We start from the raw sequence: 17,085 nt of genomic DNA, 5'->3' as shown, positions 1-17,085 counted from the left end.
AACCCCGATGCCTTCGGCCGCCCGTACAAGCTCGGGTGAGAATCCCTCGATGTCTGCGCTACCCCGCGCCCCTTCCGCCAAGAACGCTCCAGAGCGCCAAGCCATGCCCGACGACCAGTTGATGCTGGCCTACGCGCAAGGCGACGCCGCCGCGTTCGACGTGCTCTACGCGCGCCACGAAGGCGGGCTGTTCCGCTTCGTCAAGCGACTGCTGGGCGCGCGGCTCGCAGCGCAGGCCGACGAGGTGTTCCAGGACACCTGGGTGCGCATCATCTCGGCGCGGGACAGCTTCTCGCCGCAGGGCGCGACCTGGCGCACCTGGGCCTTCACCATCGCCCACAACCTCGCCATGGACCGCCTGCGCGTGAGCGGGCGCGAAGTGACGCTCGACGCGCATGCGGACGACGACGGCGACGCCGTGCCCACGCTGGCGCGCGGCGTGCGTGGCGCGCTCGATGCGGCCGCGCATCCGTCGGCCGAAGAGCTTGCGTTCTGGCGCGCTGCCGGCCGCCGCCTGCTGGCCTGCCTCGACGAACTGCCGGCCGACCAGCGCGCGGCCTTCCTGCTGCACCATGAAGACGGGCTGACCGTCGAGGCGCTGGCCGCGAGCCTGGAGATCGGATTCGAGACCGTGCGCAGCCGGCTGCGCTACGGGTTGCAGAAACTGCGCGGCTGCATGGCGCGCTATCTGTCGGTGCTGGAGCAACGGGCATGAGCGGCAATCGCACCGAATTCGACGAAGAAGACGACGGCCTGCGCGACCCGGCATTGCGCCGCGCGCTCGACCACGCCCCCGACCGCGATGCGGCACCCGATGCGCGCACGCGCGACGCGATCCTGAAGATGGCGCACAACCTGGCTGTGGCGCCGGTCTCGGCAACGGGCGCCGCCGCCGCCAACAGCGCGCGTGCGATGCCGTGGTGGCGTCGCCTGCTCGGCGGCGGTGGTGAGCCGCGTTCGCGCATGCCGTGGAATGCGGCCTTCGCCACGGTGCTCGTCGCCGCGTTCGTCACGGTGCTGTGGCGCAGCGAGCCGGTGCCCGATGCGCGGCTCGATGGCGAGGCGCGTGTCGGCGGGGCCGCCGCGCCTGCGGCTGAAGCACCTGCGGCACCTGCGGCACCTGTGGCACCTGTGGCACCTGTGGCACCCGCCACGCCCGAACCCGCGCCGCCGCCGCCGGTGGCGGCACAGCAGGCACCGGCCGCTCCGGCCCCGGCTGCGCCCGCGGCCGAACAGCGCGCCAACGTGCTGCGTGATTCATCGTCCGCCAAGGAAACTGGGCGTGCCCAGCCGGCGCGCAAACAGGCGGCTCCGGCGCCCGCCGCAGCGGCACCTGTCGCGCCTTCTGTGCCTTCTGTGCCTTCTGCGCCTTCTGCGCCCCCCGCCGTCGTGGCCGAGCCCTCCGTGCCCGCACCTGCACAGGACGAACGTCGTGAGGAGCGCGTGGACAACGAACGCCGCCGCGCCTTCGCGCCGCCGGCGCCTGCTGCGCCCGCTGCATCCGTCGCGCCGCCGCCGGCCATTGCCGCCGCACCGCTCTCGCGCCCATCGCCGGATGCATCGGCACTCGCCAGCCAGGGCGGTGCCAGTGCCGACGTTTCCGGTGCGTTGCGCGATGCCGCGCCGCGCGCAGCCGCCAAGGCCGCACCATCCCGCGTCGCTGCGCCGCCGTTCGCCGCACTGGAGCGATGGACGTCGTTGAGCTTCACACGCGCGGGCGCCGAGATGCGCCGCGAGCGCGGCGATATCGAAGGGTTGCCCGCGTTGGTGGGCACGGTGGCGCGTTCGGCCACGGCACCCGATGCATCGCTGGACGCACCGGTCGAGGCGCGCCTGGCCCTCTACCGCGGCGGCGCGCTCATCGCAGTGCTGGAGATCGCCGGCGGCCAGGTGCGCTGGACGCCGCAGCCCGGCGGCACCGCGCTGGTCGGCACGCCGCCGGCCCAGGCGCTCGACGCCTTGCGCTCGGTATTGACGCGTTGACCGGCGCGCCGCTCAGGCGTTCTTGAAGTCCGGTGCGCGCTTGTTCAGGAAGGCGTCCATGCCTTCCTTCTGGTCGAGGGTGGCGAACAGCGCATGGAACAGCCGGCGCTCGAACATCACGCCGTCGCTCAGGCCGCTCTCGAAGGCGCGGTTGACCGACTCCTTGGCCGCCATCACCGAGATCTGCGAGTAGCCGCAGATCACCAGCGCCGCGCCCAGCGCCTCGTCGGCGAGCTTCTCGAAGGGCACCACGCGGCTCACGAGGCCCGCGCGCTCGGCTTCGGCGGCATCCATCATGCGGGCGGTGAGCACCATGTCCATGGCCTTGCTCTTGCCCACCGCGCGCGGCAGGCGCTGCGTGCCGCCGGCGCCGGGGATCACGCCGATCTTGATCTCGGGCTGGCCGAACTTGGCGTTGTCGGCCGCGATGATGAAGTCGCACATCATTGCCAGCTCGCAGCCGCCGCCCAGCGCGAAGCCGGCCACCGCGCCGATCACCGGCTTGCGAATGGAGCGAATGCTTTCCCAGTTGCGCGTGATGTAGTCGCCCTTGTAGGTGTCGATGAAGCTGTACTTGGCCATGGCCGCGATGTCGGCGCCCGCCGCGAACGCGCGTTCGCTGCCCGTGAGGATGATGCAGCCGATGGCGTCGTCTGCGTCGAAGGCCTTCAGGGCCTGGCCCAGTTCGGTCATGAGCGCGTCGTTCAGTGCGTTCAGGGCCTTGGGGCGGTTGAGGGTGATGATGCCGACCTTGCCTGCTTCGGTGCGTACTTCGATGTTTTCGTAGCTCATGGTGTCTCCGGGGGTATCTGGGGATCGGGGGAACTGGGGGAAAAACGCGCTTCACTATACCCAGCATGCCGGTGGGCCGCACGTGTGCGCACAGCCGCGAGAGGGCGTCAAATTCCGCTGCGATGCCCTGCGCAAGCCGCAGGGACTCCCTGGGCCCAGATGGCGCCGCGCGCCGGGTTTGCCTAGAGTGCCCGGCCATGACATCCAACTACGCCTACCTGTTCGTCGCCATCGTGGCCGAAGTGATTGCCACCAGTTTCCTGAAGGGCTCCGACGGTTTTTCGAAGCTCTGGCCCACGCTGGCCGCGGTGGCCGGCTATGCGGTGGCCTTCTTCTTTCTCTCGCTGACGCTGCGCACCATTCCGACCGGCATTGCCTATGCGATCTGGTCCGGCGTGGGCATCGTGCTGATCTCGCTGGTGAGCTGGCTGTGGTTCGGCCAGAAGCTCGACGGGCCGGCCATCGCGGGACTCGGGCTGATCATCGCGGGCGTGGTGGTGGTGAACGTGTTCTCGAAGTCGGTTTCGCACTGAGCGGCAAACGGGCTTTAGTTGAGAATTGTTCTCATCTAGAATGCCCGCCATGGAGTCGCCGATGCAAGAACATGCCGTGTTGCTGCGGGCCTATGCCCGCGTGCAGGAGCGATGCTCGCGCCTGCTGGTCGAGCAGGCCGCGCTGGTGGAAAGGCTAGAGGCGCAGATCGTCCGTTTACGCGGCGCGCTGGTGGCACGCGACTCGGCCATTGCCATCGTGCGCGAAGAGCTGGCGGTGCGCGCGGCCGTGGGCGGGGCGCTGCCCAAGCGGCTGAACACCTTGCTGTCGCCGGACAGGCGCCGTCATCTGATGGCGCCGCCGCCGCCGCCGCCGCCGCCGCCGCACGTGCCGGCCGACCTGCGTGAAAAGGCCGTGCTGTGCGTGGGCCAGGAAGAAGAAGCGCCGTCGCTCGCACGGCAGCTGGTCGAGATCGCCGGCGGCCGCTACCTGCACCACGACGGCGGCGACAACGCGGACGACCCTGCGCTCGAAGCCAGCCTGCGCGCGGCCGACCTCGTGATCTGCCAGACCGGCTGCGTGAGCCACGGCGCCTACTGGCGCGTACAAGACCACTGCCGGCGCACCGGCAAGCCTTGCGTGCTGGTCGGCGAGCCGCAGCCGATGCGCTTCGTGCGGCACCCTGGCGCCGCGGAAAACGCCTAGCCCTTCAGCCAGCCCGCCAGCTTGGTGGCGTCGTGCGCGAACAGGCGCCAGGTGGTCACGCCGGCCGGCAGCACCAGCGGCAGCCTGATCAGCTTGCGGTCGCGCGCCACGATGGCCGTGAACTTGGTCGTGTCGCCCAGGTACAGCGCCAGGTCGTCGAGCTTGGCGATGCGCCAAGCCTGCGCCGGCCGCTGCTGGCCGCGCTTGGCGACGGCGGGCAGCTCGATGCCGATCCACTCGTCGTTCGCGGAAAAGCCCGCCTTCTCGGCCGCGCCGCCGCGCAGCACCACCTTCACCTGCACGCTGCCGCCGGCCTCGGCCACGCGCAGGCCGAGCACCTGGGCCTGCTGCGACGGGTCTTCCAGCGTGGCCACGCCGTGCGCGCGCAGCAGTTGCGCGAGCGGGAGCTCCTCGGTCGAATGCACCCAGCGCGCCAGCTCATCGGCGTATGAACGGCCGCTCACTGCCTCCAGCGCGGCGGCAATGTCGGCCTCGCTGATCGGGCCGCCGTTGCCGCTGTGCGTCCACAGGTGGCGCATGACGTCGTCGAGCGTGCCCTTGCCTTCGTGGCGCAGCGTGAGGTCGAAGCACAGCGCCACCAGCGCGCCCTTGGTGTAGTAGCTCACCGTGCTGTTGGGCGTTTGCTCGTCCTGGCGGTAGTACTTGACCCAGGCGTCGAAGCTGGCGTCGGCCACCGGCTGCACCAGGCGTCCCGGCGTCTGCATGACCTGGTTGAGGGTCTTGTTCAGCAGGCGCAGGTAGGCGCCGTCGTCGATGCGTCCGGCGCGGCGCAGCAGCAGGTCGTCGTAGTAGCTGGTGAAGCCCTCGAAGAACCACAGCAGCTGCGTGTAGTTCTCGCGGCCGTAGTCGTAGCGCGCGAACTCGGCCGGCCGCATGCGCTTGACGTTCCAGGTGTGGAAGTACTCGTGGCTGATGAGGCCCATCAGCGTGGTGTAGCCCTCGGATTGCTTCTTGGCGCCGCGCTGCGGCAGGTCGCGGCGATTGCAGATGAGCGCCGTGGAATGGCGGTGTTCGAGGCCGCCGTAGCCGTCGTCCACCGCGTTGAGCATGAACACGTAGCGGTCGATGGGCAGCTTCGGCCCGCCGCGCTTGCCGGCCTTGTCGCCGTGCCAGAAGCGGATTTCGGCTTCGCAGATGGCCTGGGTGTCGGCAATGAGCTTCTCGCCGTCGAACGAGGCGGCGGCGCCCGCGATCACGAAGCGGTGCGGCACGCCGCAGGCCTCGAACTCGGCGCTCCAGAAGGCGCCCAGCTCGACCGGGCTGTCGGCCAGCTCGTCGTAGCCCGAGGCCCGGTAGCTGCCGAAGCCGTGTCCGTCGGTCTTGAGCGGCACCAGCGCGGTGGCGCAGGACCAGCGCGCGGCGCCGGCGGCCAGCGCCGGCGCGACGATGTCCAGCGCATGCGGCGCTTCGGTCTGGCCTTCCACCCGCAGGCACACGCTGGTGCCGTTGAAGAAGCCGCGCTCCGCGTCGAGCCAGGCGGTGCGCACCGAGTTGTCGTAGGCGCAGACCTGGTAGTTCAGTACCAGCGGCTGGCCGGGCGTGCATTCGACCAGCCAGCTGCATTTGTCCAGCTGCGTCAGCGCGGGCTTGCGGCGGCCCTGCGTGGCGCGCAGGCCCTGCAGGTTCTTGGAGAACTCGCGCACGAGGTAACTGCCCGGAATCCACACCGGCAGCGTCAGGCGCTGCTGGGCGTCGGGGGCGTCGATGGTCAGCGTGACGCTGAACAGGTGCGCATGCAGGTCGGTGCACGCCACGCGGTAACGCACGCCTGCCTCAGGCGCTGCCACGGCCGCGCGCCGAACGGGGGTTTTCGTCGCCATCAGCTGGACGAGGCGGCGAGTTGCTTCTCGACCTGCTCTGCGGGAATGGCGCCGGGGGTGCGCGTGCCGTCGCTGAAGATCAGCGTGGGCGTGCCGGTGATGTTGTACTTGCGGCCGAACTCGACGTTGCGCTGCAGCGCGGTCACGTCGCAGCTGCCCGAAGCCGTGGCCGGCTTGGCGCTGGCTTCCATCCAGTCGCCCCAGGCCTTGCCCTTGTCCTTGCTGCACCAGATGTCGCGCGACTTGACGGTCGAATCGGGGCCGAGCACCGGGTACAGGAACAGGTACACGGTGACGTTGTCGACCGTCTTCATGTCCTTCTCGAAGCGCTTGCAGTAGCCGCAGTTCGGGTCTTCGAACACCGCCAGCTTGCGCTTGCCGTTGCCGCGCACGATCTTGATCGAGTCTTTCAGCGGCAACTGGTCGAAGGCGACGGCGGTGAGCTTCTCGACGCGCTCCTCCGTCAGGTTCTTGCGCGTCTTCACGTCGATCAGGTTGCCCTGGATCAGGTAGTTGCCCTGTTCGTCGGTGTAGAAGATCTGCGAGCCGTTCACGCGCACTTCGTACAGGCCCGGCACGGGTGCCTTCGACACCTCGTCGATGGCCGGGAACTGCGGAATGCGCAAGGGCAGGTTCTTGCGGATCTCGGCTTCGCCGGCGGTGGCGGCCACGACCGCGCCCAGCGTGCAGGCGGCGAGAAGGAGGTTGCGTGCGAGTGTCATCGGGGAGATCCGTTGGTGCTGTGCGTAAAGAGGGCGAAAGAGAACGGTCAGGCCTTCAGGCCCATGGCTTGCGCCGTGATCCAGTGCTTCACCAGGCGCGTGCGGTCGAAACCGCGCATGCCCCAGTTGCGCAATGCAGGAAGTGGACCCAGGTTGTGCGAGAAAAGTTGCTGCAAGCCGTCGGTGGCCAGGCTCATCTGCAGCACGTCGGCGCGGCGCTCGCGCTCGTAGCGGCGCAGCAGGCGCGCGTCGCCCACGCTGCGCCAGTAGTCGCGGTTCCTGATGACCTCGGCCAGCGCGGCCGCGTCGGCCAGGCCCAGGTTCAGGCCCTGGCCCGCGAGCGGGTGCACGGTGTGGGCGGCATCGCCCGCCAGCGCCCAGGAGCGCGTCGGCTGCCCGGGCATGGCACCGGTCCAGCGGTCGGCAATGGCGCGGGCCAGCGGCCAGGCACCGCGCTCGCTCGTGAGCTGGAGGGCGCCGAGCGCGTTGTGGCTGGCCTCGGTCACGGCGGCGTTGAATTCCTCGTCGCCCTGTGCCAGCAGGGCCGGTGCGCGCAGCTGGTCGACCGACCACACCAGGGCGACCGCCTTGCCGTGCATGCCGCCCAGCGGCAGCAGCGCGAGCACCTCGCCCTTGTCGTTGAACCACTGGCGCGCGATGCCGTCGTGCGACTGGCCGGCCTCCATGCGCGCCGCGATCGCGTGCTGCGGGTAGCGCGTGACCTCGTAGCTCACGCCGAGCGCCTCGCGCGTGCTGCTGGCCTTGCCTTCGCACACCACGGTGAGCGGTGCGGCCACGGGCTCGGCGACGATCTCGATCAGGGGCTGGAAGCGCACCGCGTCGACCAGTTGCTGCTCGAGCGCGGGCACGTCGACGATCCAGGCGAGCGCATCGACCTTCTGGCGCGCGGCGCTGAACTGCACGCGTCCGCCTTCGTCGCCGTGCACCAGCATTTCGCGCACCGCGGTGGCGTGGGCCGCGTCGGGCCAGGCGCGCAGCGATTCGAGCAGGGCCCGGGAGGCGGTGTTGAGCGCGTACGCGCGGATGTCTTCCTTGCCCTGCGCGGCCGGAGGCACGACCAGCGCGACGCGCACACGCTCGCGCGCGAGCAGCAGGGCCAGCGTGCGGCCGACGATGCCGGCGCCACGAATGCAAACTTCTGGGGGGAGGGCCATGAATTCATTGTAAGAACATGGACGGCCCCCGGTCTTTGCGCACTTCGTGCCGCTTCGCCAAGCCCCGCGCGGGGGGATACCCGCGGCCCGGCAAGGCCGGTCGGGCGGTCTCCCTGGCCTGGGCTGCCGTGGTCTTGAAGCTGCGGGACAATTGCGGCCGCCTTCCAAGCAACCAAGGAACCCTCACCGTGTCCCAGCCCGCTTTCGACCTCGAAGCCACCATCGCGCGCCTGTTCATCTACCCGGTCAAGTCCTGTGCCGGCGTCGAGCTCCCCGAAATGCTGCTGACCGAGACCGGCCTGGAGTTCGACCGTGCGTGGATGGTGGTCGACGCGCAAGGCGAATTCGTCACCCAGCGGCAGCTGCCGCGCATGGCGCTGATCCGCCCGCAGATGAAGCACATGGAAGTGGTGCTGCGCGCGCCCGGCATGCTGGCGCTGCACCTGGCCTTCGACCGGGTCGAGCAGCCGGTGCGCGTGCGCGTGTGGAGGGACGAGGTGGCCGCCTACGACATGGGCGACATCGCCGCCCAGTGGTTCAGCGACTTTCTCTCGGAGCCCGGCAAGCCGCAGACGCTGCGCCTGGTGCGCTTCGACCCCGAGCACAAGCGCCTGTCGAGCCTGAAATGGACCGACGGCGTCGAGGCGGAGAACCAGTTCGCCGACGGCTTTCCGGTGCTGGTGGCCAGCGAGGGCTCGCTGGCGGACCTGAACGAGCGGCTCGCCGCGGCCGGCCACGGTGCGGTCGGCATCGAGCGCTTTCGCCCGAACATCGTGCTCGCGGGCATGGAGTCGCACGACGAGGACCGCGTCGACGCGCTGCACATCACCACCGGCGAAGGCGAGGCCGAGCTGCGCCCCGTCAAGCCCTGCACCCGCTGCCCGATTCCGGACATCGACCCGGCCACGGCCCTGAGCAGCCCCGAAGTGGGCGACATGCTGCGCACCTACCGCAAGGACCCGCGCGTGGACGGCGGCATCACCTTCGGCATGAACTGCATCGTGATCCAGGGCGTGGAATACACGCTCAAGGTGGGGCAGGCCGTGGGCGCGAACTACAGGTTCGAGTAAACCGCCCCCGGCGGGCGCCTCAGAAGCTCACGCCGGCGATCAGGATGATGTTGGCGTAGGGCGTGCATTCGCCCGTGCGCACCATGGCGCGGGCCTTGGCGGTACGGCGCTTGAACTCTTCGTGCGACACGGTCTGCGGCGCGATGCCGAGCGACTGCGGGTACCAGCCCGGCAACTGCCCGGCGTCGCCCAGTGCCTCGCCGGCCACCACGATGCCTTCGACCTGCATCTCGGACAGCACGGCCGTCAGCACGTCGTCGAGCTGCGGCACGCCGCGCGCCACGGCCAGGTCGATGCGGCGCGGGCCGTCGGGAATCGGCAGGCCGGCATCGCCGAGCACCAGCATGTCGCCATGGCCGAGCGAGGCGATCACCTGGGACAGTTCGGCGTGCAGCAGGGCGGTACGTTTCACAGCGCGGTCCAGTCGGGCGGCAGGGGGCTTTGCAGCACGTCGTCGCGCCGCGGAATGGAGGGTTGGGCGCCGGGCTGCTGGATGCACAGCGCCGCGGCGCGAATGCCCAGGCGCACGGCCTCGTCGAAGGACTGGCCTTCGCCCAGCGCCACGGCGAGCGCGCCCAGGAAGGTGTCGCCGGCGGCGGTGGTGTCGACGGCCTGCACTTTCGGCGCGGGATGGTGGCGCGCCCCGTCGGCGTCGACCGCCACCGCGCCGCGCGCGCCCAGCGTCACGACCACGCGCGCAATGCCCTTGGCGCGCAGCGCCTGGCCGGCTTGCGCGGCTTGCTGCGGTGTGTCGGCGGACTCGCCGCACAGCGCCTGCGCCTCGATTTCATTGACCACCAGCGTGTCGATCTGCGGCCACAGCGGCTGCGCGATCGGCTGCATCGGCGACGGGTTCAGCAGCACCTTGCAGCCCGCGCCGTGCGCCACTGCGATGGCGCGCGCGACCTGGTCCATCGGCGTCTCGAACTGCGTCACCAGGAAGGCGGCACCCTGCACCTGCTGTGTCAGCGCGGCCTCGTCGAGCGCGACCCGGGCGTTGGCGCCGGGAATCATCACGATGCGGTTCTGGCCGCTGTCCTCCACGAGGATCAGGGCCGTGCCGGTCGGCTCGCTGGACACCGTGCGCAGCGCCGTGGTGTCGATGCCGTCGCTGCGCAATGCGTCGCGCAGGGCCGTGCCGTGCGCGTCGTCGCCCACGCAGCCGATCATCTGCACGCGGGCGCCTTCGCGCGCGCAGCTCACCGCCTGGTTGGCGCCCTTGCCGCCGGGAATGGTGGCGATCGAATGGCCGAGCAGGGTTTCGCCCGCGGCCGGCGCGTGCGGCACGCGCAGCACCAGGTCCATGTTGAGGCTGCCGAGCACCACGATGCGCGGCGGCGGGTTGCGGCTGGAAGAAGGCGTCGAAGGCACGGGGGTCACGGGGGTCACGGAGTACGGGACTTTCGGGTCGGCGTGGAAGATGTGGAAGAGGCGGAAGAGGCGGAAGAGGCGGAAGAGGGGGACGGGCTGTGGTCCGCCGGCACGGTCGCTTCGCGGAAGCTCGCATGGCGTGCCGTGGAGGCGCGCACGCGCAGCTCGGGCTGCAGCACCACCTTGCGCGCATCGCGCCGCTTGCCGCTGACGCGTTCGAGCAGCATGTCGACCGCCAGCGCGCCGATGCGCTCCTTGGGCTGCGCCACGGTGGTGAGCGGGGGGCTCATGTAGGCCGACAGTTCGATGTCGTCGAAACCCATGATGGACAGCTCGTCGGGCACGCGCACACCGCTTTCATGCGCCGCGCGCAGCGCGCCAATGGCCATGAGGTCGTTGCAGACGAACACGGCCGAGGGCTTGCGCTCGGTGCGCAGGATGGCATGCATGGCCTCGTAGCCGCCCTGGCTGGTGAAGCCGCCGCGCCACAGCAGCGCATCGGCGTCGGCGATGTCGGGGGTGGCGCCGCTCTCGGCCAGCGCCATGCGCCAGCCTTCGACGCGCTGCTCGCTCGGCATCACGCCCACCGGCCCGCCGATGCAGGCGATGCGCTTGTGGCCCAGCGACAGCAGGTGCCGCACCGCGAGCAGGCCGCCCTGCATGTGCGCGGTTTCGACGAGGTCGCAGGCCGGGTCGTCGATCTCGCGGTCGACCAGCACGGTCGGCACGCGCAGGCCGTGCAGCTGCTTGGCCAGGGAGTCGCTGTCGTCGGTGCCGGTGCCCGCGCCGGTCGACACCACGATCAGCCCGTCGATGCGGCGCTCGGCCAGCACTTTCAGGTACACGCTCTGGCGCTGCGGCTCGTCGTCGGTGTTGCACAGCACCAGCGTGTAGCCGGCGGCGAAGCAGCGGTCTTCCACGATGCGCACGATCTCGGCGAAGTAGGGGTTGGAGCTGTTGGGAATCAGCATGCCCAGCGTCGAGGTGGTGTTGCTCTTCAGGCTGCGCGCCATCGCGTTGGGCACGTAGCCCAGCTCGCGGATGGCAAGCTCCACGCGCTCGCGCACCTTGGGGCTCACGTGGCGCGTGTCGTTGACCACGTGCGACACGGTGGTGACGGAGACTTCCGCCTGCAGTGCGACGTCCTTGATGGTGGCCATGGCTGTGTCGGGTTCCTGGATTTGTGGAAGGGCGTCAGGCCAGGCGGCGGTCGGCCCGGCGCTGGCGCAGGGTGTCGATGATGACGGCCACCACGATCACGGCGCCGGTGATGATGCGTTTGCTCGGCTCGCTCGCGCCCACCTGCGCCAGCCCGGCTTCGAGCACCGCGATGATCAGCACGCCGAAGAAGGTGTTGATCACCGAGCCGCGCCCGCCCATGAGGCTGGTGCCGCCGATGACCACGGCCGCGATCACCTGCAGCTCGATGCCGACGCCGGCGTTCGGGTCGGCCGCCTCGAGGCGCGCCGACTGCATCAGGCCCGCGAGCCCGGCCAGCAGGCCGGTGACGGCGAACACGATGATGCGGATGGGGCGCGGGTCCACGCCCGCGAGGCGCATCGCTTCTTCATTGGTGCCGATGCCGACCACGTGCCGGCCGAACACCGTGCGCGTGAGCACCACCTGCCCTGCGACCACCAGCACCACCGCCAGCACGAAGGCGGCGGAGATGCCGCCGATCCACGGCGCGGCCAGGCCCGAGATGGCGTCGCCCACGTACTGCGTGCGCGAGTCGGTCACCAGGTAGGCACCGCCGCGCACCGCTTCGAGCATGCCCAGCGAGACGATGAAGCTCGGCAACCGCCAGGCCACCGACACCGCGCCCGTGACCGTGCCGCACAGCAGGCCGGTGACGAGGCCGAGCACCGCGGCCACGGGCACCGAGAGCTTCCATTCGAGGATGGCGGCGGCGGTGACGGCCGCGCTGAGCGCCAGCACCGAGCCGACGGACAGGTCGATGCCCGCGATGATCAGCACGAAGGTCATGCCCACCGCCATCACGGCCAGCGCGGGAATTTCGTTGGCGATGGAGACGAAGGTGTCGCGCGTGAGGAAGTATTCGCTCATCGAGCCGAACAGCGCGATCATGCCCACGAGCACGACGGTGAGGCCGAGGTAGGTGCCCAGCTGGCCCTTGAGCGCGGACTGCGCGGACGGCTTGGTGGGGGTCGGGGAGGCGGCAGCGGTCATGGTGTGTCGGCGGTGGCCGGGACGTTGTCGGTGGGGTCTGAAGCAAGGGCAGCGGCGGAGGGCGCGCGCCCGGTGGCGTCGCTGAATGCGGCGGCCAGCAGCGACTGCTCGCTCCATTCGCCGCGCTCGAACACCGCGACCAGCCGGCCCGCGCTCATCACGCCGATGCGGTCGCACATGGCCATCAGTTCGCGCAGGTCGCTCGACACCATCAGCAGTGCGCGGCCGGCGTCGGTCATGCGGTCGAGTTCGGCATAGAGGTCGGCGCGCGCGCCCACGTCCACGCCGCGTGTGGGTTCGTCGAGCAGCAGCACCTTGCATTCGCGGTGCAGCCAGCGCGCGAACACCACCTTCTGCTGGTTGCCGCCGCTGAGCGTGGCGACGGGCTGCTCGATGCTGCGCGAGCGAATGCGCAGCAGCTCCACCAGGCGCTGCGCAATGCCGCGCTCCCTGGCGCGCAGCAGCCAGCCGCCGCGCGAGACGGCGCCCAGGTCGCTCAGGGTGGCGTTGACGCGGATCGACTGCGTCAGCAGCAGCCCTTGCGACTTGCGGTCTTCCGTGACCAGCCCGATGCCGGCGCGAATCGCCTGCATCGGCGAGCGCCAGCCCTTGTGCACGTGCTGCGTGGGCTGGCCCTTTTCATACAGCGTGATCTCGCCGCGGTCCGCGCGATCGGCCCCGAACAGCAGCCGCACCAGCTCGGTCCGGCCCGAGCCGACCAGGCCGGCCAGGCCCATGACTTCGCCCGCGCGCAGGTCGATGTCGACATCGCGCACCACCTGCGCCCGGCCGATGCCGCGCGCGCTCAGCAGCACGGGGCCGGCAGTGCGGCGCTCGCGCCCTTCGTGCTCGTGCACCGCGCGCCCGACCATGCGCTGAACCAGCTCGGATTCGCGCACGCCGGCCATCGCGCGCACGTCGACCAGCCGGCCGTCGCGCAGCACTGCCACGCGGTCGGCGATGCGCTGCAGTTCCTCGAGCCGGTGCGACACGTAGACGATGGCCACGCCGCGCGCCTTCAGCAGGTCGATCTGCTCGAACAGGTGCGAGGTTTCGCGCGGGGTGAGCATGGCGGTGGGCTCGTCGAGCACCAGCACGCGCGTGTCGTCCTGCAGGTTGCGGGCAATCTCGACCATCTGCTGCTGGCCGATGCCCAGCCGCGCCACGGGCGTGGCCGGGTCGATGTTCTGCATGCCGATCTTGGCCAGCTGCCGCGAGGCCAGCTCGTGCAGCTTGCCGCGGCGGATCCAGCCGGTCTTGTTGGGCAGGCGGTCGAGCAGCAGGTTCTCGGCCACCGACAGCGTGGTGACGAGGCCGAGCTCCTGCATGACCATGCGCACGCCCAGGCGCTCGGCGTCGCGCCGCGAGGCGGGCGCGAAGGGCTTGCCGTCGAGCAGCATCTGGCCGCGCGTGGGCTGCACCAGGCCGCACACCATCTTCGACAGCGTGCTCTTGCCGGCGCCGTTCTCGCCCGTGAGGGCCAGCACTTCGCCGGCGTGGAGCACGAGCGAGACGTCGTCCAGCACCGGCGCCGCATAGTCCTTGCCGAGCGCACTCAGCGAAAGCACGGGCGCGCTGCGATCGTTGTCAGCCATCGATGGGCAACCTCATTCATTCCAGAAACACCACGGAGCCGGCTTCGCCGGGCCGTGGGTGCTGCCCCCGGCAGGGGTGGGCGTTGCGACACGAAGTGCGCGAAGCCTGGGGGCGAGCAACATTTACTTCGACGACTTGGTGACCAGCACCACGTCGGTCTTCACTTCGGCGGGCATTTCCGACTGCTTCTTCTTGTCGGCGATGGCCTTCAGCGCGGTCTCGATGCCGAACACGGCCTGCTTGGCGGCGAACTGGTCGGCCGTGGCGAGCACGCGGCCGTCGGCCAGCATCGGCTTGATGGCGCCGATGTTGTCGTAGCCCACCACCAGCACCTTGCCGGTCTTGCCCGCGGCCTTGACCGCCGCCACCGCGCCCAGCGCCATGCTGTCGTTGCCGGCCAGCAGGGCCTTCAGGTCGGGGTGCTCGCGCATCATGCCGGCGGCCACCGTGTTGCCTTTGTCGATTTCCCACTGGCCCGACTGCACGCCCACCACCGTCACGCCGGCCGCCTTCATGGCGTCCTGGTAGCCCAGCGTGCGCTGCTGGGCATTGAAGGTGGTCGACACGCCTTCGATGATGCCGACCTTGTCGCCCGACTTCAGCTCCTTGGCGAGCGCGTCGCCCACCAGCTTGGCGCCGGCGCGGTTGTCGGGGCCGACGAAGGGCACCTGGATGCCCTTTTCCTTCAGTGCGGCGGCGTCGAGCTGGTTGTCGATGTTGACCACCAGGATGCCCTTGTCGATGGCGGCCTTGATCACCGGCACCAGCGCCTTCGAATCGGCAGGCGCAATGACCAGCGCGTTGATCTTCTGCGCCACCATCTGCTCGACCATCTTGATCTGGGCGGCGGTGTCGGTCTCGTCCTTGATGCCGTTGGCGACCAGCGTGTATTGCGAGGCGTTGGCCTTGTTGTGCGCCTTGGCGCCGTCTTCCATGGTGCGGAAGAATTCGTTGGCCAGCGACTTCATGACCAGCGCGACCTTGGGCTTGTCCTGGGCGAAGGCGGGCGTTGCGGCGAAGGCGCCCAGCAGCGTCAGGGCGGCGGCGCTTTGCAGGGTACGGCGGGTGAACTTCATGGTGAATGTCTCCTGAGGTGATGGGGCAGCGGGTACGCCGGTCTTTGCCGGGGGCTCCGATGTTAACCAACGAAAACGTTTGCGCAAACGTTTGCCAATGAGTGCTAACCCTGATTTTCGGCATGCAGTTTTCGGGGCCAAAGGCGTGCCCAAGGGGCATGCAAGCCTGCTCGCCTAAAATCCGCGGTTACCCAAGAGGACCCCCCATGAGTTTGCAATGCGGCATCGTCGGCCTGCCCAACGTCGGTAAATCCACCCTTTTCAATGCGCTGACCAAGGCCGGTATCGCAGCGGAAAACTATCCGTTCTGCACCATCGAGCCCAACGTGGGCGTGGTGGAAGTGCCCGATCCGCGGCTGGCCGCGCTGAGCGAGATCGTCACGCCCGAGCGCGTGGTGCCCGCGATCGTCGAGTTCGTCGACATCGCCGGCCTGGTGGCCGGTGCCAGCACCGGCGAAGGCCTGGGCAACAAGTTTCTCGCACACATCCGCGAGACCGATGCCACGGTGAACGTGGTGCGCTGCTTCGACGACGAGAACGTGATCCACGTGGCCGGCAAGGTCGATCCGATCTCCGACATCGAGGTGATCCAGACCGAACTCTGCCTGGCCGACCTGGCCACGGTCGAGAAGGCGCTGCACCGCCACACCAAGGTTGCGCGTTCCGGCGACAAGGAAGCGCAAAAGCTCGTCGCCCTGCTCGAGCGCTGCCAGGCTTCGCTCAACGAGAACATCCCGGTGCGCGCGCTTTCCTTCACCAAGGAAGAGCAGCCGCTGGTGAAGTCGTTCACGCTGATCACCGCCAAGCCCGCGATGTTCGTGGGCAACGTGGCCGAGGACGGCTTCGAGAACAACCCCTACCTCGACCGCCTGCGCGAGTACGCCACCAAGCAGGGCGCGCCCGTGGTCGCCATCTGCGCCAAGATCGAGGCCGACCTGTCCGAGATGGACGACGAGGACAAGAAGATGTTCCTCGCCGAAATCGGCCAGGAAGAGCCGGGCCTGAACCGCCTGATCCGCGCGGCCTACAAGCTGCTGGGCCTGCAGACCTACTTCACCGCCGGGGTGAAGGAAGTGCGCGCCTGGACCATCCACATCGGCGACACCGGCCCGCAGGCCGCCGGCGTGATCCACGGCGACTTCGAGAAGGGCTATATCCGCGCCCAGACCATCGCGTTCGAGGACTACATCGCCTTCAAGGGCGAGCAGGGCGCCAAGGACGCGGGGAAGATGCGTTCGGAAGGCAAGGAATACGTCGTGAAGGATGGCGACGTGATGAACTTCTTGTTCAGTTCCTGAGATCCTGAACGAAATGCCCCGTCGATGAGCTATCCGAAGATCGTCGTCATCGCGGGCCCCAACGGCGCGGGTAAAACCACTTTTGCCCGCGCTTTTCTCCCGCAGGAGGCGCAGACCCAGCGTTTCATCAACGCCGACCTGATCGCTGCGGGGCTGTCGCCCTTCGCGCCGGAGGCCGAAGCGATCAAGGCGGGCCGGCTGATGCTGGACGAGATTGCCGCATGCGTTCGGCGCCGGGAGAGCTTCGCCTTCGAGACCACGCTGTCGGGGCTGGGCTACTTGCGCCACATCGGCGAATGGCGCAAGGCCGGCTACCACGTGAGTCTTTTCTTTCTGGCACTTCCGACCGCGGAATTTGCCGTTGCGCGCGTGGCCGAACGTGTACGGCAGGGCGGCCATCACATCCCTGAGGATGTGATTCGCCGGCGCTTCGAAGCGGGACGTCGAAATTTCGACGAACGCTATCGCGGTGCCGTAGATGCCTGGGCGCTGTACGACAACGCCGGCGAAGAGCCGGCGCTCATTGAATGGGGAGAAGCACCGTGACCGATGGGGAACTCGTGGAAGCCAAAGACAAGGACCTGGCTGCTTCACTGATTGCGATCCGACGCGCAGCGCAGCAGGCGCGCGAAGCCGCAGTGCGCACCAACACCGCCATCGTGGTGCAGCGGGGCGGGAAGCCGGTTCGCATCACGGCCGAGGAGCTGCGCAAGGCCGGCGTGAAGTAGCGCCGGTGCGGGCGCCCGAGGAGGCGCCCATGCTTGTTTGTTGGGT

At 69.4% G+C, this 17,085-nt stretch carries 18 protein-coding genes; 8 read left to right on the top strand and 10 right to left on the bottom strand.

Annotation, left to right across the window (positions count from 1 at the left end):
- The first annotated feature begins 49 nt into the window (after positions 1-49).
- On the top strand, positions 50-715 hold the full coding sequence (locus tag AC0IYU_RS23870) for a sigma-70 family RNA polymerase sigma factor (RefSeq protein WP_472121796.1): 666 nt from the start codon (positions 50-52) through the stop codon (positions 713-715).
- Complete coding sequence (locus AC0IYU_RS23865) at positions 712-1,983, top strand: hypothetical protein (RefSeq protein WP_472121793.1); 1,272 nt, start codon at positions 712-714, stop codon at positions 1,981-1,983. The genes AC0IYU_RS23870 and AC0IYU_RS23865 overlap by 4 nt, the downstream gene beginning before the upstream one ends.
- A gap of 12 nt (positions 1,984-1,995) precedes the next feature.
- Here the strand turns inward: AC0IYU_RS23865 and AC0IYU_RS23860 are convergent, their stop codons facing one another.
- Positions 1,996-2,775, bottom strand: a complete 780-nt coding sequence (locus AC0IYU_RS23860; RefSeq protein WP_435436851.1) for an enoyl-CoA hydratase — start codon at positions 2,773-2,775, stop codon at positions 1,996-1,998.
- 197 nt (positions 2,776-2,972) lie between these two features.
- Here AC0IYU_RS23860 and AC0IYU_RS23855 point away from each other — a divergent pair, with 197 nt between their 5' ends.
- Both AC0IYU_RS23855 and AC0IYU_RS23850 read left to right on the top strand, forming a co-directional pair.
- Entirely contained in the window at positions 2,973-3,308 is a 336-nt protein-coding gene (locus AC0IYU_RS23855) for an SMR family transporter (protein ID WP_435484924.1), read from the top strand.
- 61 nt (positions 3,309-3,369) lie between these two features.
- Positions 3,370-3,972: a DUF2325 domain-containing protein gene (locus AC0IYU_RS23850; protein ID WP_472121790.1), complete on the top strand. Its 603-nt coding sequence runs from the start codon at positions 3,370-3,372 to the stop codon at positions 3,970-3,972.
- Here the strand turns inward: AC0IYU_RS23850 and AC0IYU_RS23845 are convergent.
- The 3 genes from AC0IYU_RS23845 to AC0IYU_RS23835 are packed head-to-tail and all read right to left on the bottom strand — an operon-like array spanning position 3,969 to position 7,710.
- A complete protein-coding gene (locus tag AC0IYU_RS23845; RefSeq protein WP_472121787.1) occupies positions 3,969-5,813 on the bottom strand; it encodes a M61 family metallopeptidase in 1,845 nt (614 codons plus the stop codon). The genes AC0IYU_RS23850 and AC0IYU_RS23845 overlap by 4 nt on opposite strands.
- On the bottom strand, positions 5,813-6,535 hold the full coding sequence (locus AC0IYU_RS23840) for a DsbC family protein (protein ID WP_472121784.1): 723 nt from the start codon (positions 6,533-6,535) through the stop codon (positions 5,813-5,815). The genes AC0IYU_RS23845 and AC0IYU_RS23840 overlap by 1 nt, the downstream gene beginning before the upstream one ends.
- A gap of 47 nt (positions 6,536-6,582) precedes the next feature.
- Positions 6,583-7,710: an FAD-dependent monooxygenase gene (locus tag AC0IYU_RS23835; protein WP_472121781.1), complete on the bottom strand. Its 1,128-nt coding sequence runs from the start codon at positions 7,708-7,710 to the stop codon at positions 6,583-6,585.
- A gap of 188 nt (positions 7,711-7,898) precedes the next feature.
- Here AC0IYU_RS23835 and AC0IYU_RS23830 point away from each other — a divergent pair, with 188 nt between their 5' ends.
- The gene (locus AC0IYU_RS23830; protein ID WP_472121779.1) at positions 7,899-8,780 is read left to right on the top strand and encodes an MOSC domain-containing protein; all 882 of its coding nucleotides are present in this window, start codon (positions 7,899-7,901) and stop codon (positions 8,778-8,780) included.
- A gap of 19 nt (positions 8,781-8,799) precedes the next feature.
- Here the strand turns inward: AC0IYU_RS23830 and rbsD are convergent, their stop codons facing one another.
- The 6 genes from rbsD to AC0IYU_RS23800 form a co-directional block, all read right to left on the bottom strand.
- Positions 8,800-9,192 carry a D-ribose pyranase gene (gene rbsD, locus AC0IYU_RS23825; protein WP_472121776.1) on the bottom strand — a complete coding sequence of 131 codons (393 nt, stop codon included), beginning with the start codon at positions 9,190-9,192 and terminating at the stop codon, positions 8,800-8,802.
- The gene (rbsK, locus tag AC0IYU_RS23820; protein WP_472121772.1) at positions 9,189-10,160 is read right to left on the bottom strand and encodes a ribokinase; all 972 of its coding nucleotides are present in this window, start codon (positions 10,158-10,160) and stop codon (positions 9,189-9,191) included. Before rbsK ends, rbsD begins: the two co-directional genes overlap by 4 nt.
- Positions 10,161-10,165: 5 nt before the next feature.
- The gene (locus AC0IYU_RS23815; RefSeq protein ID WP_472121769.1) at positions 10,166-11,311 is read right to left on the bottom strand and encodes a LacI family DNA-binding transcriptional regulator; all 1,146 of its coding nucleotides are present in this window, start codon (positions 11,309-11,311) and stop codon (positions 10,166-10,168) included.
- Between the two features lie 34 nt (positions 11,312-11,345).
- Complete coding sequence (locus AC0IYU_RS23810) at positions 11,346-12,341, bottom strand: ABC transporter permease (RefSeq protein ID WP_435484932.1); 996 nt, start codon at positions 12,339-12,341, stop codon at positions 11,346-11,348.
- Positions 12,338-13,936, bottom strand: a complete 1,599-nt coding sequence (locus AC0IYU_RS23805) for a sugar ABC transporter ATP-binding protein (RefSeq protein ID WP_472121766.1) — start codon at positions 13,934-13,936, stop codon at positions 12,338-12,340. Before AC0IYU_RS23805 ends, AC0IYU_RS23810 begins: the two co-directional genes overlap by 4 nt.
- A gap of 123 nt (positions 13,937-14,059) precedes the next feature.
- Positions 14,060-15,013, bottom strand: a complete 954-nt coding sequence (locus AC0IYU_RS23800; protein WP_472121763.1) for a substrate-binding domain-containing protein — start codon at positions 15,011-15,013, stop codon at positions 14,060-14,062.
- A gap of 206 nt (positions 15,014-15,219) precedes the next feature.
- Here AC0IYU_RS23800 and ychF point away from each other — a divergent pair, with 206 nt between their 5' ends.
- From ychF to AC0IYU_RS23785, 3 genes are read left to right on the top strand one after another with little or no spacing between them, the layout of a single operon-like run.
- Positions 15,220-16,311 (top strand): redox-regulated ATPase YchF, encoded by a 1,092-nt coding sequence (ychF, locus tag AC0IYU_RS23795; protein WP_472121760.1) that lies wholly within the window; start codon positions 15,220-15,222, stop codon positions 16,309-16,311.
- Between the two features lie 24 nt (positions 16,312-16,335).
- Complete coding sequence (locus tag AC0IYU_RS23790; protein ID WP_472121757.1) at positions 16,336-16,857, top strand: zeta toxin family protein; 522 nt, start codon at positions 16,336-16,338, stop codon at positions 16,855-16,857.
- Positions 16,854-17,039, top strand: a complete 186-nt coding sequence (locus AC0IYU_RS23785; RefSeq protein ID WP_472121754.1) for a hypothetical protein — start codon at positions 16,854-16,856, stop codon at positions 17,037-17,039. The genes AC0IYU_RS23790 and AC0IYU_RS23785 overlap by 4 nt, the downstream gene beginning before the upstream one ends.
- The last annotated feature ends 46 nt before the right edge of the window (positions 17,040-17,085 follow it).

This window comes from Variovorax sp. AC103 (assembly GCF_979254005.1).
The sequence above is the reverse complement of the archived record's forward strand: the minus strand, read 5'-3'. Positions and strand labels throughout refer to the sequence as shown.

What these genes read in the sequence shown, in the direction of transcription:
- AC0IYU_RS23870 (WP_472121796.1), top strand. Translation starts at nt 50, where the DNA reads ATGTCTGCGCTACCCCGCGCCCCTTCCGCCAAGAACGCTCCAGAGCGC.
- AC0IYU_RS23865 (WP_472121793.1), top strand. Translation starts at nt 712, where the DNA reads ATGAGCGGCAATCGCACCGAATTCGACGAAGAAGACGACGGCCTGCGC.
- AC0IYU_RS23860 (WP_435436851.1), bottom strand. Translation starts at nt 2,775, where the DNA reads ATGAGCTACGAAAACATCGAAGTACGCACCGAAGCAGGCAAGGTCGGC.
- AC0IYU_RS23855 (WP_435484924.1), top strand. Translation starts at nt 2,973, where the DNA reads ATGACATCCAACTACGCCTACCTGTTCGTCGCCATCGTGGCCGAAGTG.
- AC0IYU_RS23850 (WP_472121790.1), top strand. Translation starts at nt 3,370, where the DNA reads ATGCAAGAACATGCCGTGTTGCTGCGGGCCTATGCCCGCGTGCAGGAG.
- AC0IYU_RS23845 (WP_472121787.1), bottom strand. Translation starts at nt 5,813, where the DNA reads ATGGCGACGAAAACCCCCGTTCGGCGCGCGGCCGTGGCAGCGCCTGAG.
- AC0IYU_RS23840 (WP_472121784.1), bottom strand. Translation starts at nt 6,535, where the DNA reads ATGACACTCGCACGCAACCTCCTTCTCGCCGCCTGCACGCTGGGCGCG.
- AC0IYU_RS23835 (WP_472121781.1), bottom strand. Translation starts at nt 7,710, where the DNA reads ATGGCCCTCCCCCCAGAAGTTTGCATTCGTGGCGCCGGCATCGTCGGC.
- AC0IYU_RS23815 (WP_472121769.1), bottom strand. Translation starts at nt 11,311, where the DNA reads ATGGCCACCATCAAGGACGTCGCACTGCAGGCGGAAGTCTCCGTCACC.
- AC0IYU_RS23810 (WP_435484932.1), bottom strand. Translation starts at nt 12,341, where the DNA reads ATGACCGCTGCCGCCTCCCCGACCCCCACCAAGCCGTCCGCGCAGTCC.
- AC0IYU_RS23805 (WP_472121766.1), bottom strand. Translation starts at nt 13,936, where the DNA reads ATGGCTGACAACGATCGCAGCGCGCCCGTGCTTTCGCTGAGTGCGCTC.
- AC0IYU_RS23800 (WP_472121763.1), bottom strand. Translation starts at nt 15,013, where the DNA reads ATGAAGTTCACCCGCCGTACCCTGCAAAGCGCCGCCGCCCTGACGCTG.
- ychF (WP_472121760.1), top strand. Translation starts at nt 15,220, where the DNA reads ATGAGTTTGCAATGCGGCATCGTCGGCCTGCCCAACGTCGGTAAATCC.
- AC0IYU_RS23790 (WP_472121757.1), top strand. Translation starts at nt 16,336, where the DNA reads ATGAGCTATCCGAAGATCGTCGTCATCGCGGGCCCCAACGGCGCGGGT.